This window comes from Devosia sp., from assembly GCF_025809055.1.
Classification (GTDB): Bacteria; Pseudomonadota; Alphaproteobacteria; order Rhizobiales; family Devosiaceae; genus Devosia.
This window is the reverse complement of record NZ_CP075529.1, coordinates 3,158,493-3,171,517: the sequence shown is the minus strand read 5'-3', so window position 1 is coordinate 3,171,517 and position 13,025 is coordinate 3,158,493. Positions and strand designations below refer to the sequence as shown.

General features: G+C 63.0%; 14 protein-coding genes and 1 riboswitch. Of the genes, 5 read left to right on the top strand and 9 right to left on the bottom strand.

Annotation, left to right across the window (positions count from 1 at the left end):
• Positions 1 to 74: 74 nt before the first annotated feature.
• Both KIT02_RS15575 and aac(6') read left to right on the top strand, forming a co-directional pair.
• A complete protein-coding gene (locus tag KIT02_RS15575; protein WP_297579656.1) occupies positions 75 to 722 on the top strand; it encodes a helix-turn-helix transcriptional regulator in 648 nt (215 codons plus the stop codon).
• Positions 719 to 1,171 (top strand): aminoglycoside 6'-N-acetyltransferase, encoded by a 453-nt coding sequence (gene aac(6'), locus KIT02_RS15570; RefSeq protein WP_366520551.1) that lies wholly within the window; start codon positions 719 to 721, stop codon positions 1,169 to 1,171. Before KIT02_RS15575 ends, aac(6') begins: the two co-directional genes overlap by 4 nt.
• Here aac(6') and KIT02_RS15565 read toward each other — a convergent pair whose 3' ends face one another.
• Both KIT02_RS15565 and KIT02_RS15560 read right to left on the bottom strand, forming a co-directional pair.
• Positions 1,172 to 1,567 carry a GFA family protein gene (locus tag KIT02_RS15565; RefSeq protein WP_297579653.1) on the bottom strand — a complete coding sequence of 132 codons (396 nt, stop codon included), beginning with the start codon at positions 1,565 to 1,567 and terminating at the stop codon, positions 1,172 to 1,174. It lies immediately after the preceding gene.
• Positions 1,568 to 1,582: 15 nt separating this feature from the next.
• Positions 1,583 to 3,229, bottom strand: coding sequence for a lysine--tRNA ligase (locus tag KIT02_RS15560; protein WP_297579650.1), 1,647 nt, complete (start codon positions 3,227 to 3,229; stop codon positions 1,583 to 1,585).
• 144 nt (positions 3,230 to 3,373) lie between these two features.
• Here KIT02_RS15560 and KIT02_RS15555 point away from each other — a divergent pair, with 144 nt between their 5' ends.
• Positions 3,374 to 3,787, top strand: coding sequence for a tellurite resistance TerB family protein (locus KIT02_RS15555; RefSeq protein WP_297579647.1), 414 nt, complete (start codon positions 3,374 to 3,376; stop codon positions 3,785 to 3,787).
• On the opposite strand, the gene KIT02_RS15550 is transcribed toward KIT02_RS15555, so the two are convergent.
• Genes KIT02_RS15550 through metZ form a run of 3 tightly spaced genes read right to left on the bottom strand, consistent with a single transcriptional unit; the run spans position 3,784 to position 6,278 of the window.
• Positions 3,784 to 4,209 (bottom strand): hypothetical protein, encoded by a 426-nt coding sequence (locus KIT02_RS15550; protein WP_297579644.1) that lies wholly within the window; start codon positions 4,207 to 4,209, stop codon positions 3,784 to 3,786. The genes KIT02_RS15555 and KIT02_RS15550 overlap by 4 nt on opposite strands.
• A 10-nt stretch (positions 4,210 to 4,219) precedes the next feature.
• Entirely contained in the window at positions 4,220 to 5,044 is an 825-nt protein-coding gene (locus tag KIT02_RS15545; protein ID WP_297579636.1) for a transporter substrate-binding domain-containing protein, read from the bottom strand.
• Between the two features lie 25 nt (positions 5,045 to 5,069).
• Positions 5,070 to 6,278, bottom strand: coding sequence for an O-succinylhomoserine sulfhydrylase (metZ, locus tag KIT02_RS15540; protein WP_297579633.1), 1,209 nt, complete (start codon positions 6,276 to 6,278; stop codon positions 5,070 to 5,072).
• Positions 6,279 to 6,321: 43 nt separating this feature from the next.
• Positions 6,322 to 6,397: riboswitch (SAM riboswitch) on the bottom strand.
• Positions 6,398 to 6,473: 76 nt separating this feature from the next.
• Between metZ and KIT02_RS15535 the strand changes: the two genes are divergently transcribed.
• On the top strand, positions 6,474 to 7,580 hold the full coding sequence (locus KIT02_RS15535) for a 2'-deoxycytidine 5'-triphosphate deaminase (protein ID WP_297579630.1): 1,107 nt from the start codon (positions 6,474 to 6,476) through the stop codon (positions 7,578 to 7,580).
• 63 nt (positions 7,581 to 7,643) lie between these two features.
• On the opposite strand, the gene KIT02_RS15530 is transcribed toward KIT02_RS15535, so the two are convergent.
• The 3 genes from KIT02_RS15530 to KIT02_RS15520 form a co-directional block, all read right to left on the bottom strand.
• Complete coding sequence (locus KIT02_RS15530) at positions 7,644 to 8,423, bottom strand: ATP-binding cassette domain-containing protein (protein WP_297579627.1); 780 nt, start codon at positions 8,421 to 8,423, stop codon at positions 7,644 to 7,646.
• Positions 8,423 to 9,481, bottom strand: a complete 1,059-nt coding sequence (locus tag KIT02_RS15525; protein WP_297579625.1) for an ABC transporter permease — start codon at positions 9,479 to 9,481, stop codon at positions 8,423 to 8,425. The genes KIT02_RS15530 and KIT02_RS15525 overlap by 1 nt, the downstream gene beginning before the upstream one ends.
• A gap of 71 nt (positions 9,482 to 9,552) precedes the next feature.
• Positions 9,553 to 10,539: a sugar ABC transporter substrate-binding protein gene (locus tag KIT02_RS15520; RefSeq protein WP_366520607.1), complete on the bottom strand. Its 987-nt coding sequence runs from the start codon at positions 10,537 to 10,539 to the stop codon at positions 9,553 to 9,555.
• A 215-nt stretch (positions 10,540 to 10,754) separates the two neighbouring features.
• Between KIT02_RS15520 and KIT02_RS15515 the strand changes: the two genes are divergently transcribed.
• Complete coding sequence (locus KIT02_RS15515; protein WP_297579622.1) at positions 10,755 to 11,951, top strand: ROK family transcriptional regulator; 1,197 nt, start codon at positions 10,755 to 10,757, stop codon at positions 11,949 to 11,951.
• Positions 11,952 to 11,957: 6 nt separating this feature from the next.
• Here the strand turns inward: KIT02_RS15515 and ugpC are convergent, their stop codons facing one another.
• Entirely contained in the window at positions 11,958 to 13,016 is a 1,059-nt protein-coding gene (ugpC, locus tag KIT02_RS15510; RefSeq protein ID WP_297579619.1) for a sn-glycerol-3-phosphate ABC transporter ATP-binding protein UgpC, read from the bottom strand.
• Positions 13,017 to 13,025 lie beyond the last annotated feature (9 nt).

The following is a 13,025-nucleotide window of genomic DNA, read 5'->3' as shown; positions in this document are numbered from 1 at the left end:
TTACAAGTCGCTTGGCGGGCCATACGATAGGACTGTATTCCAAACTATGACATCATTCCTCTTCAGGCTGGATCATGCTCTCGCACAGGGCCATTTGGGACGGTATTGATGCCCTTGCCCGTCGGCAGGGGGTCTCGGTGTCTGCCCTCGCCAAGCTCGCCGGGCTGGATGCGACGGCATTCAATGTCTCAAAGCGCGTGAGCAATACCGGCCGCGAGCGCTGGCCCTCGACCGAGAGCATCTCCAAGATACTTGAGGCCACGGGGGAGACCTTCGACAGCTTCCTGCATGGCACCGGCCTTTACATGCAGACCTCCGGCCTCGCCGAGCCCGCGGAGCGCACTGTGCCCCTGATTGGGCTCGCTCAGGCCGGCTCGGGCGGCTTCTTCGACAGCGCCGGTTTTCCCGCCGGTCAGGGTTGGGATGAAATTCTGCTGCCCTCGCCGGGCGACAATGGCATCTACGCTCTGGAAGTGTCCGGGGACAGCATGGAGCCACTCTATCGCGAGGGCGATCGGATCGTGGTTTCCCCCACCGAACAGGTCCGAAGGGGCGACCGCGTGGTGGTGAAAACCCGCGACGGCGAAGTCATGGCCAAGATCCTGTTTCGTCAATCCGCCCGCCAGCTCGAACTGCATTCGCTCAACCCGGCCTATGAGCCCCGCATCCTCGACATTCGCGATATCGAATGGGTGGCGCGGATCATCTGGGCCAGCCAGTGAAAATCGCCAAGGCAACACCGGTCGATGCCCCGGACTGGGTGCAGATGCGCACAGCGCTCTGGCCGCGCGGCGGCGCTGAGGCACATGCGGCGGACATCGCCCGCCTGCTTGCCGACCCCGGAAAGACCATCAATCTTGTCGCCCGCGACGTGGACGGTCTGGCGCTCGGCTTTGCCGAGGCGGCCCTGCGGCATGACTATGTCAATGGCTGCAAGACATCGCCGGTGGCGTTCCTGGAGGGGATCTTCGTTTTGCCCGCGTTTCGCGGCCGGGGCGTTGCGCGGGCCCTCGTAGAGGCCGTGGAGGATTGGGCACGGGCGCAGGGCTGCACCGAATTTGCCTCGGACGCATCGGTGGAAAATCACGCCAGTCACGAGATGCATCGTGCCCTTGGTTTCGAAGAGTCCCAGCGCGTGGTGTTCTTCAGAAAACTCGTGGGGACTTCGTAGCTACTCCGCACCGGGAACGGTTGCGTATTGCGGCAAGCCGTCGGCGATGTCGTAGTAATCGCCCTTGTCGGCTACGAATATGTGGCGCACCAGGCGTGTACCGGTCGGGGCGTCGAAAGCGCCCAGATTGATACCGATCCAGTCGGCCGCTGGCGGGTCGAAGAACAGGGGCGTGCCGCAGGTCGCGCAAAATCCCCGGCGGACTGCCTCCGAGGAAAAATACCAGGTGATGGCGTCGCCGCCGGACACGGCAAGACGCGACCTGGCCACATCGACACCCGCCTCGAAGTGACCGGTATGCTTGCGGCATTTCGTGCAATGGCAGGCGCTCGCCTCGGGCAGGTCGCCACTGACCTCGAACTGGACCGCCCCGCAGGCGCATGAGCCCCTGTGCACATCACTCTCCTGCCCTCAGGCCTTCAGCATTTCCCCGGCCAGCGCCCTGTCGATCAGCTTGCGGGTGTTGTCGATGCCATAGAGGGCAGCGAACGAACCGAAGCGGGGTCCGCGTTCCTGTCCGATCAGCACCTGGTAGAGCATCTGGAAAAACTCGCCGGATACGCCGGGGCCGCCGGTGGGGCCCTTCTTGGTGTGATCCTGGTATCGTTCGATGGTTCGGGCCACGTCGAGGGCGGTATTCTGGATGGTTTCGTTGCTGGCGTCGGACGGCAGTTGGGCAAAGGCCTCCGACAGGGCCTCAAGCGCCGCGCGCTCGGTGTCGTCGGGCGCCCGATAGGACTTTTCCACGAAGTCGTGGAAGTAGCGCATGGCGTAACCGACCAGGGCATCAAGATGCGGATGGGTCTTTGCCGAAACGCCCGGCGCATAGGCCGAAATATAGCCCCACATGACTTCCGGCGTTTCCGGATTGGACGCGGTGGCCAGGTTCAGCAGCAGCGCGAAGGTAACCGGCATGTCGATCTTGGGCACATTGCCGAAATGGACATGGAAGGCCGGATTCTCGAGGCGGCCGGCGGCGTCCTGTCGCTCGAAGGCGGCGACATGGGCTGCATATTCATCGACGGCGCGCGGGATGACATCGAAGTGCAGGCGCTTGGCGACCCGCGGCTTCTGGAACATGTAAAGACCCAGGCTTTCCGTCGGCGCATAGGTCAGCCATTCGTCGATGGTGAGACCATTGCCCTTGGACTTGGAGATCTTCTGGCCTTCGCCATCCAGGAACAGTTCGAACACATAGTGCTCGGGCGGCGTGCCGCCGAGGATCGAGCAGATCTTGTCATAGATATGCTGATTGGTCTGGTGGTCCTTGCCGAACATTTCAAAGTCGACGTCGAGCGCGGCCCAGCGCATGCCGAAATCGGGCTTCCACTGCATCTTCACATGGCCGCCAGTCACCGGAACGGTGGTGTCACTGCCGTCTTCGTCGGCAAAGGTGACCGTGCCGTCCTTGGCATTGACTTCCTTCATCGGCACATAGAGCACGCGGCCGGAAATCGGCGAAATCGGCAGGAAGGGCGAATAGGTGGCCTGCCGCTCGGCGCCCAGTGTGGGCAGCATGACCTTCATGATGTCGTCATAGCGCTCGGCAGCGCGCAGCAGGACCTCGTCGAACCGGCCGGAGCGGTAATAGTCGGTAGCGCTGGCAAACTCATAATCGAAGCCGAACGTATCCAGGAACCGGCGCAGCATGGCGTTGTTGTGCTCGCCGAAGCTGGAATATTCATTGGTCCAGGGGTCGGGCACCGAGGTCAGCGGCTTCTGCAGATGCGGCTCCATCGCGGCCTTGGAGGGCACCGTGTCCGGGATCTTGCGCATACCGTCGAGATCATCGGAAAAACAGATGAGCCGGGTCGGGATCTGGTCGCGGGTGAGCAGGCGAAAGGCCGTGCGCACCATGGTTGTGCGGGCCACCTCGCCAAAGGTGCCTATATGGGGCAGGCCCGAGGGGCCATAGCCGGTTTCGAACAGCGCCTCGCCCTTGCCCGACTTTTCCAGCCGTTTGACGATCTTGCGCGCTTCCTCGAACGGCCAGGCCCGCGCGTTCTGTGCGGGCTCGAAAAAGGAGGGGTCAAGGGCGGGCAAAGCGGCAGACGACACGGGTTTGCGGCCTTTCGGCAAGGAAGGAAAAAGACGGAGCCCGGTCAATGCACCGGAACCGGGCAGACGTCAATGTCGCAGGTGGTTGCACCGGGCCGGGACAGTGCCTAGTTGTTTGGAACGCTTTCAACACCGGGACCGATGATGAACACCGCCGCCCATGACGCCCTGATCCACCTGATGATCGTTGCCGCTACTTCGGACAGCGCCATAACCGAGAAGGAACTGGTGCGGATCAAGGCGCTGATCGACCGGCTGCCGGTCTTCGAGGGCTTTGACAAAAGCCGGCTCGAAGCGGTCGCCAATCAATGCGCCGATGTCCTCAACGGGCCGGACGGACTGGATCGGGTGATGGACGACGCCATCGCCGCCATTCCGGTCAAGCTGCAGGACACCGCCTATGCGCTTTCCATCGAGGTCACGGCTGTCGATCTGTTCCTCGAACAGGAAGAATTGCGGTTCCTCGAGTTGCTGCGCGACAAGTTGAGCCTCGACCGGCTGACCACCGCCGCCATTGAAGTGGCCGCCCGCGCGCGCCACCGGCGGATGCCCAGTTAGGCCGGCAATAGCCTCAATATGACTTGCCGGGTGGCCCAATAGCTGAACCCGGCAATGGCGCCACCTGCGGTCAGTGGCCAGGAGTCGATCACGTCCGACACCCGGGGCATTGCCCCAAACCAGACGGCGAACTGGGCGAACAGGCTGACGCACATGCCGGCAATGACATGCCCGAGCCAGCCTGTGCGCCCGGTAAAGTGCAGGATGACGAGGGCGATGAGAAACGGGACGAGAGCGGTTGCGGCTGTAATGGCCAAGGCCGCCATCACCGTCTCGCCATCATAGCGAAAGACCGTCGTGAACCCGCCTCCGGTCCCTTCGACCAACTCCGTCATGGAGAACAGGACCAGCACCGAGATGGCGGACACGCAGACGGCAACCAGATAGCCGACCGGCACGATTATCGCCTCGCGCAGCGTCATCACCGCCTCCTCAATAGAACCCGACCGGGAACCAGCGCAGATAGAGCTCGTCCAGCGTGCCATTGTCCTTAAGGCGCACCAGTGCCCAGTCGATGGCATGGCGCACCGGGTCATTTCCGGTCGATGTCGCAATGGTCATGCCCTGACCGAACAGGGCGGGGCGAAAATAGGCGCCGCCGGCAAAGCTGCAGCAATCGAGGTTGTCGTTCAGCCAGAATGAGGCCCGCATGGCATCGCCGAAATAGGCGTCGGCTTCACCGGTCTTGACCGCCTCCAGCGCCTCGATCTCGCCGGCAAACGGCAGTTGCTCGATCTCGGGCAGGTAGCGGGCCAGAAACTGCTGATGCGCGCCACCGTCCCGCACGGCAACCTTGCCCCCCTCAAGCGCGTCCGGGGTAAATCCGTCGACCTGGTTGCGCCGCGTCACGAACCGCCCCGGCAGGGACAGGTAGGTCGCCGAATAGTCAAAGCGGCCGGCGGCCTCGCCATCCATCGACAGGCCGGCGATCAGCGCATCGCCCTGGCTGTCCGCAAGGGCGTCGGCCGCCTGGGCCCAGGGCCAGGCCTGAATGGTGCAGGCGACATTGACCTCGGTGCAGATGCGCTTGGCCAGGTCAATGTTGAAGCCGATCAGGTCGCCATTGGCGTCCCGGAAGTTGAACGGCGGAAAATCGGCGGTGGTCAGAAACCGGATCGCCGGCACCGGCCGCAGATTGGGCAGGATTTCGCGCGCATCGGGATCGGCATGATAGGGCAGCGGCTGCGCCGCGGCTGGCGCGAGCAAGACCAGGGTCACCATCATTGCCTGGGCGATACGCATGGTCATGGTCCGCATGGGGCCCCGCCTCGGCTCATGGCGCCTATACCTGATCCAGACCGTACGTCAGGTCCGCGATCAGATCGTCGGGATCCTCAAGGCCCACCGACAGCCGCAACAGGCCAGGAGTAACGCCCGTTTCCAGGCGCACTTCTTCCGTGAGACGCGCATGGGTGGTGGTGCGCGGATGCGTGATCAGCGATTTGGCATCCCCCAGATTGTTGGAAATCAGGATGATGGCCAGACTATCGGACAGCGTGAATGCGCCCTCCTGTCCACCCTTGACGTCGATGGCCAGCAGGGTCGAGCCGCGCTTCATCTGCCGCTTCGCCAGCTCATATTGCGGATGGTCGGGGCTGTGCGGGTAAATGACCCGGTTGACCTTGGGATGACCGGCCAGAGCAGCGGCGACCTTTTCGGCGCTGTTGGTCATCTGCTCGACGCGCAGCGCGAATGTCTCGAGGCCCTTGGTCAGCACCCATGCATTGAACGGCGACAGCGTCGCGCCGGTATGGCGCAGGAAGGTGTGAATGTCGCCTTCGATCAGTGCCTTTGATCCCAGCACGATGCCACCCATCGCCCGGCCCTGGCCGTCGATATGCTTGGTGGCCGAATAGGTGACGAGGTCCGCGCCCAGGGCCAGCGGCTTCTGGTAGAGAGCGGTGGCAAAGACATTGTCGACAATCAGCTTGGCGCCATGGGCATGGGCGATCTCGGCCACCGCCGCGATGTCGACAAGTTCGAGCGTCGGGTTGGTCGGTGTCTCGATGAACACGACCTTGGTATTGGGCTGCATGGCGGCAGCGAAATTGGCCGGGTCGCGTCCATCGACCAGGGTCGAGGCGACACCGAAGCGCGGCGCGAAATCCTCCACCACGTAGCGGCACCCCCCGAACAGCGCCTGGGAAGCGACGATATGGTCCCCTGCCCGCACCTGGCTCATAACCGCATTGGTGACAGCCGACATGCCGGTGGCAAAGCAGCGCGCCGCCTCGGCCCCTTCAATCAGCGCCATGCGGTCCTGGAACATGTCGTAGTTCGGGTTGGCGAAGCGCGAATAATTGTGGCCACCCGGCACCTTGCCCTGAAACAGCAATTCGGCATGTTCGGAGCTGGGATAGGAGAAACCGGAATTGAGGAACAGGGCCTCACTGGTTTCCAGGAAGTTGGATCGCTTGTTGCCGCCATGAACCATTTGCGTGGCCGCAGACAGTTTCCTGGGATCGGCGAGGGGATTGTTCTTCCTGGACATGCTCGTAAAACCTTCAGACAAAAAAACCGGCACGCAAGGGGCGGCCGGTTCCAAAACGGTCTTTAGCAACTTGTTTAAAGTGGCTGCAAGCGACCGGCCAAATCACCACTGGGCTGTGATGTAAGGCCAATTGGCAGTTGGCGTCAATTGCCGGGATTGGTAGGGAGAGCTATCGGCGGGGGATGGATCGGACATATGGCTGAGAACTGGCCCAGGGGCGTCTTTCCGGCGCGGTTGATCGAAAAGCTGCATGCCGAGGGCGCGATTGCCACCACGCGACCCTTCGATAGCGATCAGATCCAGCCGGCCAGTCTCGATCTGCGCCTTGGCACCAAGGCCTTCCGGGTGCGCTCGAGCTTCCTGCCGGGGCCTTCTCATTCGGTGGCCGAACGCATCGAAGCGCTCAAACTGCACGAAATCGACCTGACGCGCGGGGCCGTGCTTGAACGCGGCTGCGTCTATCTCGTACCGCTTGAGGAAAGCCTCGACCTCCCGGAAGAGGTCGGCGCCTCGGCCAATCCGAAAAGTTCGACCGGGCGTCTCGATGTCTTCACACGGGTGATCGGCGACCGCGCGCGCGGCTTCGATCAACTTCCCCCAGGCTACAAGGGGCCGCTCTATCTCGAGATCAGCCCGCGCACTTTCCCCGTCCTCGTCCGGACCGGCTCACGTCTCAGCCAGATGCGGTTCCGTCACGGCGATACGCGCCTGTCGGTCGCGCAGCATCAGGCGCTGCATGCGTCCGACACGCTGGTCATCGACGGCCAGCAGCCGGTCGACAATGGCGTGGCTCTCTCCATCGACCTTCTGGGCGAAGGCCGCGACGGATTGATCGGTTTCAGGTCCAAGCGCCATACGGCCGTCGTCGATGTCGACAAGAAAGCGGCGCTGGATGTGCTCGATTTCTGGGATCCGCTCTATAGCCGCGGCCGCAGCGAATTGATCCTGGATCCCGACGAATTCTATATTCTCGTCAGTCTCGAAGCTGTGCATGTGCCGCCCACACATGCCGCCGAAATGGTGCCGTTCGATCCGCTGGTGGGCGAGTTCCGTGTTCACTATGCCGGCTTTTTCGACCCCGGCTTTGGCCACTCGGCCGCCGGTGGAACCGGAAGCCGGGCGGTGCTGGAAGTGCGCAGCCGGGAAGTGCCCTTCCTGCTGGGCCATGGCCAGATCATCGGGCGGCTGATCTATGAGGACCTCGCCGAGCCGCCTGACCGGCTCTATGGCACCGCCTTTGGTTCAAACTACCAGGCGCAGACCCTCAAGCTCTCCAAGCACTTCAAGCCATTTGCGGGCTGAGGCCGGCGCATCGTTCTGATGCACCGGCCCCCATTGCCCGGCTGGAGGACGTGGCCGGGATGATCAGGCCGCGTTGGCCGCTGCTCCCGGCGCGGCCTTGGCGCCCGTCATGAAGGCGACGGCATCGGACATGGTATAGTCCTTGGGGTCGATGACGGTGAGCCGGCGGCCCAGCCGATGCACGTGGATACGGTCGGCAACCTCGAATACGTGCGGCATGTTGTGGCTGATCAGGATGATCGGAATGCCACGCGCGCGGACGTCGAGGATGAGATCGAGCACACGCCGCGATTCCTTGACGCCCAGGGCTGCGGTGGGCTCGTCGAGAATGATGACCTTCGAGCCGAAGGCCGCGGCGCGGGCCACCGCGACGCCCTGGCGCTGGCCGCCGGACAGCGTTTCGACCGCCTGGTTGATGTTCTGAATGGTCATCAGGCCCAGATCGGACAGCTTTTCACGCGCGATGCGTTCCATGGCCGGCCGGTCGAGCTGGCGCAGCACCTTGCCCATGAAGCCGGATTTGCGGATTTCGCGCCCCATGAACATGTTGTCGGCGATCGACAGGGCCGGTGACATAGCCAGGGTCTGATAGACGGTTTCAACCCCGGCGTGGCGGGCCTCGATGGGCGAGGCGAACTGAACCTTGTTGCCATCGAGGAAAATATCGCCGCTATCGGGCCTAATTGCCCCGGACAGAGCCTTGATCAGCGATGACTTGCCGGCGCCATTGTCGCCGATGACCGCGAGGATTTCGCCGGGCATGAGCTCGAAATCGCAATTGTCGAGGGCAGTCACGCGGCCATAGCGCTTGGTAAGGCTGCGAGCCGAAAGAATGGGTTCCATCAGGTTGAGACCTTTCTGATCCACTGGTCCACGGCGACAGCGCCAATGATGAGGGCGCCGATCAACAGATATGTCCATTGCGCATCGGCTCCGAGCAGGCGCAGGCCGAGCGAGAAGACGCCGACGATCAGCGCCCCGAAGAACATGCCCAGGATCGATCCGCGACCGCCAAACAGGGAAATACCCCCGATCACCACGGCCGTAATCGACTCGATATTGGCGGACTGGCCCGAGGTCGGCGACACAGATCCGATGCGGCCGATCAGCACCCAGCCGGCAAAGGCGCAGATGACGCCGGAGAGCATGTAGACGGAAATGAGGATGCCCTTGGTGTTGACCCCCGAGAGCGCCGCGGCCTCGGGATCATCCCCTACGGCATAGACATGGCGCCCCCAGGCGGTATGGCGCAGGGCATAGGCGAGCACCAACACCAGCAGGATGAAGAATATGACGCCGTAGGTGAACACCGCGCCGCCGACGTTGAAGGACGTGCCGAAGAACTGCAAAAGCGGCGCGTTGGCCTCGATATCCTGAGCCCTTATGGTCTCGTTGCCCGAATAGAGGAAATTGGTGGCCAGCGCGATCTGCCACATGCCCAGGGTGACGATGAAGGGCGGCAGCTTGATGCGGGCGATGAGCCAGCCATTGATGAAGCCGATGAAGGTGCCCACGGCAAGGCCGCAGGCTATAGCCACTGCAGGTGGCAGGCCCAGGCGGAAGGTGAACTGCCCCATGATCACCGAGCTCAGCACCATGATGGCGCCCACCGACAGGTCGATCCCGGCAGTCATGATGACCAGCGATTGCGCTGCACCGACGATGCCGACAATCGCAACCTGCTGCAGGATCAGGGTCAGCGCGAAGGAGGAAAAGAACTTCGTCCCCAATAGCGCCCCGAAAACCACAATGCTGAGCACCAGAACGATCAGCGGCACGAGCGCCGGATTGGAATGCAGTGCGTGCTGAAGGCGCGACAGCAGCGTGTGCTGGTGTTCGAAACTGGCAACGGTTTCGGCACGGTTGACGAGGCTGGTATCGGCCTCAGTCTGGTTCGACATGGGTCATCCTCCCAATTCCCAAGCAGGCCGGGGCCTGTTGGCCCCGACCCATTATAGCGCCGAAATGCGGCTCAGCCCCAGCAGAGCGCTTCGCCTTCGGCGGTGTCGATGGATTCCACGCCTTCCACCGGAGCGTCGGTGACAAGGCTCACGCCGGTGTCGAAGAAGTCCTTGCCCTCGGTGGGTTCCGGCTTCACGCCGCTATCAGCCCAGGCCTTGATGGCCTCGACGCCCAGCGCCGCCATCTGCAGCGGATATTGCTGGGAGGTCGCACCGATGACCCCATCGCGCACATTGGCAACGCCCGGGCAGCCGCCGTCGACGGAAACGATCAGCACGTCGTTTTCACGGCCGAACGACTTCAGCGCTTCATAGGCACCGGCCGCAGAAGGCTCGTTGATGGTGTGCACCACATTGATGGCGGGGTCCTTGGCCAGAAGGTTTTCCATGGCCTTGCGGCCCCCTTCCTCGTTGCCGGCGGTCACGTCGTGACCGACAATGCGCGGATCGGTTTCGTCACCCCACTTGGCGGGGTCACCCAGGTCGATGCCAAAGCCCTGCAGAAAGCCCTGGTTGCGCAGCACGTCGACGGTAGGCTGGCTGATGCCCAGATTGAGCAGGGCGATCTTGGCATTGGCAGCCTCGTCGCCGAGGGTTCCGGCCGCCCATTTGCCGATCAGTTCGCCGGCCAGGAAGTTGTCGGTGGCAAAAGTTGCGTCAGCCGCATCGATCGGGTTGAGCGGGGTGTCGAGGGCAATAACCAAGAGGCCCGCATCGCGAGCCTGCTGCACCGACTGCACGATGGCCGAAGTATCGGAAGCGGCGAGCAGGATGCCGCTGGCGCCGTCGGCGATGCAGGTTTCGATTGCGGCAACCTGGGTCTCGTGATCGCCATCCACGCGGCCGGCAAACGACTTGAGCGTCACGCCCAATTCGGCCGCCTTGGCTTCGGCGCCTTCCTTCATCTTGACGAAGAAGGGGTTGGTATCGGTCTTGGTAATCAGGCAGGCGGAAACGTCCTGCGCCATGGCGGCAGGCGTCAACGCGGCAAGGCACAGCGCGGTGCCAATCAGCAGCTTCTTCACTTGTCTCTCTCCCGTGGCGGACCCGTCACGACAGGGCTCCTCCCCCGTCGCCACCTCCTGGTCCGCATGTCTTGACGAAGCCATCGTGAAGAGGTTTCATGCCCTCGTCAATATATAACTCTAATTTATTTATTTATTCTGCGCCGCCCATCTTTCGCTTCTCAAAACCCCACTCTATGGTGCCGCCCATGGGAGAGCCGATCATCAGAACTGTCAGCCGGGGCGTGAACCAGAGCGGGGTTCGCGACCACAATGAGCGGCTGCTGCTGACGCTTCTGCAGCGGCACGGCCCCACCGCCGGCAGCGATCTGGCGCGGCTGTCAAACCTCTCCCCACAGACTGTCTCCATCATTCTGCGCGAAATGGAGGGGGAAGGTCTTCTGGCCCGCGGCGAGCCGGTCAAGGGCCGGGTCGGCAAGCCTTCGATCCCCATGCGGCTGGCCGAAGGCGGGGTGCTGTCCATCGGCTGCAAGATCGGACGACGCAGTGCCGTGCTGCTCCTGACGGACTTTCGCGGCACGGTGCGTCAGGAACTGCGCCTCACCTACCAATATCCCCTGCCCCGGCCGATCTTCTCATTCCTGCGCGAGGGATTGGACACGATCCTGGGGCAGTGCAGCGCGTCGGAACGCGCACGAATATGCGGTATCGGCATCGGTGTGCCGTTCGAATTGTGGAAATGGTCAGAGCTTGTCGGCGCCCCCGCCGAGCAGTTCGCATCCTGGCGCGAGGTCGATTTCAGCGCCGAACTGGCCCAGTTTACCGACCTGCCCGTCCATGTGGTCAACGATGCCACCGCCGGTTGCCAGGCCGAGCACATCTATGGGCGGGGCAAGGAATTTCGCGACTACGCCTATTTCTTCATCGGCGCCTTTGTCGGCGGCGGCATCGTGCTCAACCATACCGTCTATCAGGGCCATCAGGGCAATGCCGGGGCGCTGGGCTCGCTGCGCAGCTTTGGGCCGCAGGGCGAGAGCCAGCAACTGATCGACACGGCGTCGATCCACCTGCTCGAATCACGGCTTTCCGAAAATGGGCAGGACCCTCAGCGTCTCTGGGATCAGCCACAGGACTGGACGCCATTCGGCCGCTTTGTCGAACCCTGGATCGGCCGGACGGCGCAGGAACTCGCCAAGGCAAGCCTGTCGGTCTGCGCCGTGATCGATTTCGAGGCCATCCTGATCGATGGCGCCTTTCCCGACATGGTCAAGCAGGAGCTGGTCGAGCGTACGCGGCGATACCTGGTCAATCAGGACATGCGCGGCCTTATCGCCCCGCGTGTCGAGGCGGCCGTGGTCGGCTTCACTGCCCGCGCCATCGGCGCCGCCACGAGCCCGCTGTTCGAGCGCTATTTCATGAACGGCAATCTGCGCCTGCAGGGATAACTGGCCCTAGCGGATGCGCTTGCCTGCCGTATCGAAGACGAGGAGTGCAGCCGGATCGAAATGGGCCGCATAGCGGTCCCCGGTCTTGAGCGCACGATCGTTACCGGTGGCAATGGTGATCAGTTCGGTGCCTTTGTCGCGGGCATAGGCATAGGTCTCCCCGCCCAGATGCTCGATAATCTCGACATTGACCTCAAGCGCCGCGGCGCCATCGCGGCTGAAGTGCTCAGGCCGGATGCCGACGGTCACATCGGATCCGGAAGCGAGCGTGACAGGGCTCGGAATCACCTGCCCCGGAAAATCGGCGAGACGGATGCCATCGGCCTCCACGGTTCCCTTGAGGAAATTCATCTTGGGCGAACCGATGAAGCCGGCGACGAACAGGTTATCGGGGTCGTCATAGAGTTCGAGTGGGGAACCGACCTGCTCGATACGGCCGTCCCGCAGCACCACGATCTTGTCGGCCAGGGTCATGGCCTCGACCTGATCGTGGGTCACGTAGATGATGGTCGTGTTGAGCTCTTTGTGCAGGCGGGCCAGTTCGATGCGCATATGCACGCGCAGTTCCGCATCGAGGTTGGACAGCGGCTCGTCGAACAGGAACACGTCGGGGTGCCGGACGATGGCGCGACCGATGGCGACGCGCTGGCGCTGGCCACCCGACAACTGGCCCGGGCGCCGCTCCAGCAGCGGCCCCAGTTCCAGGATGCGCGCCGCCTCGGCGACCCGCGCCTCGATCTCGGATTTGGGTGCCCCGGCAAAGCGCAGCGCAAAGCCCATGTTCTCGCGCACGGTCATGTGGGGGTAGAGCGCATAGGTCTGGAACACCATGGCAATGCCGCGCCGGGAGGGATCGACATCGTTCATGCGGTCATTGCCGATGAACAGGTCGCCGTCCGAGATCTGCTCGAGGCCGGCGATCATGCGCAAGAGGGTGGACTTGCCGCAGCCTGAAGGTCCGACAAAGACAACGAATTCCTTGTCGGCAATGTCGAGGTCGACCCCCTTGATGACCTCGACCGCACCAAAGGACTTTTTCACATTGGTCAGCTTCAAACCGGACATGGGCGTTCC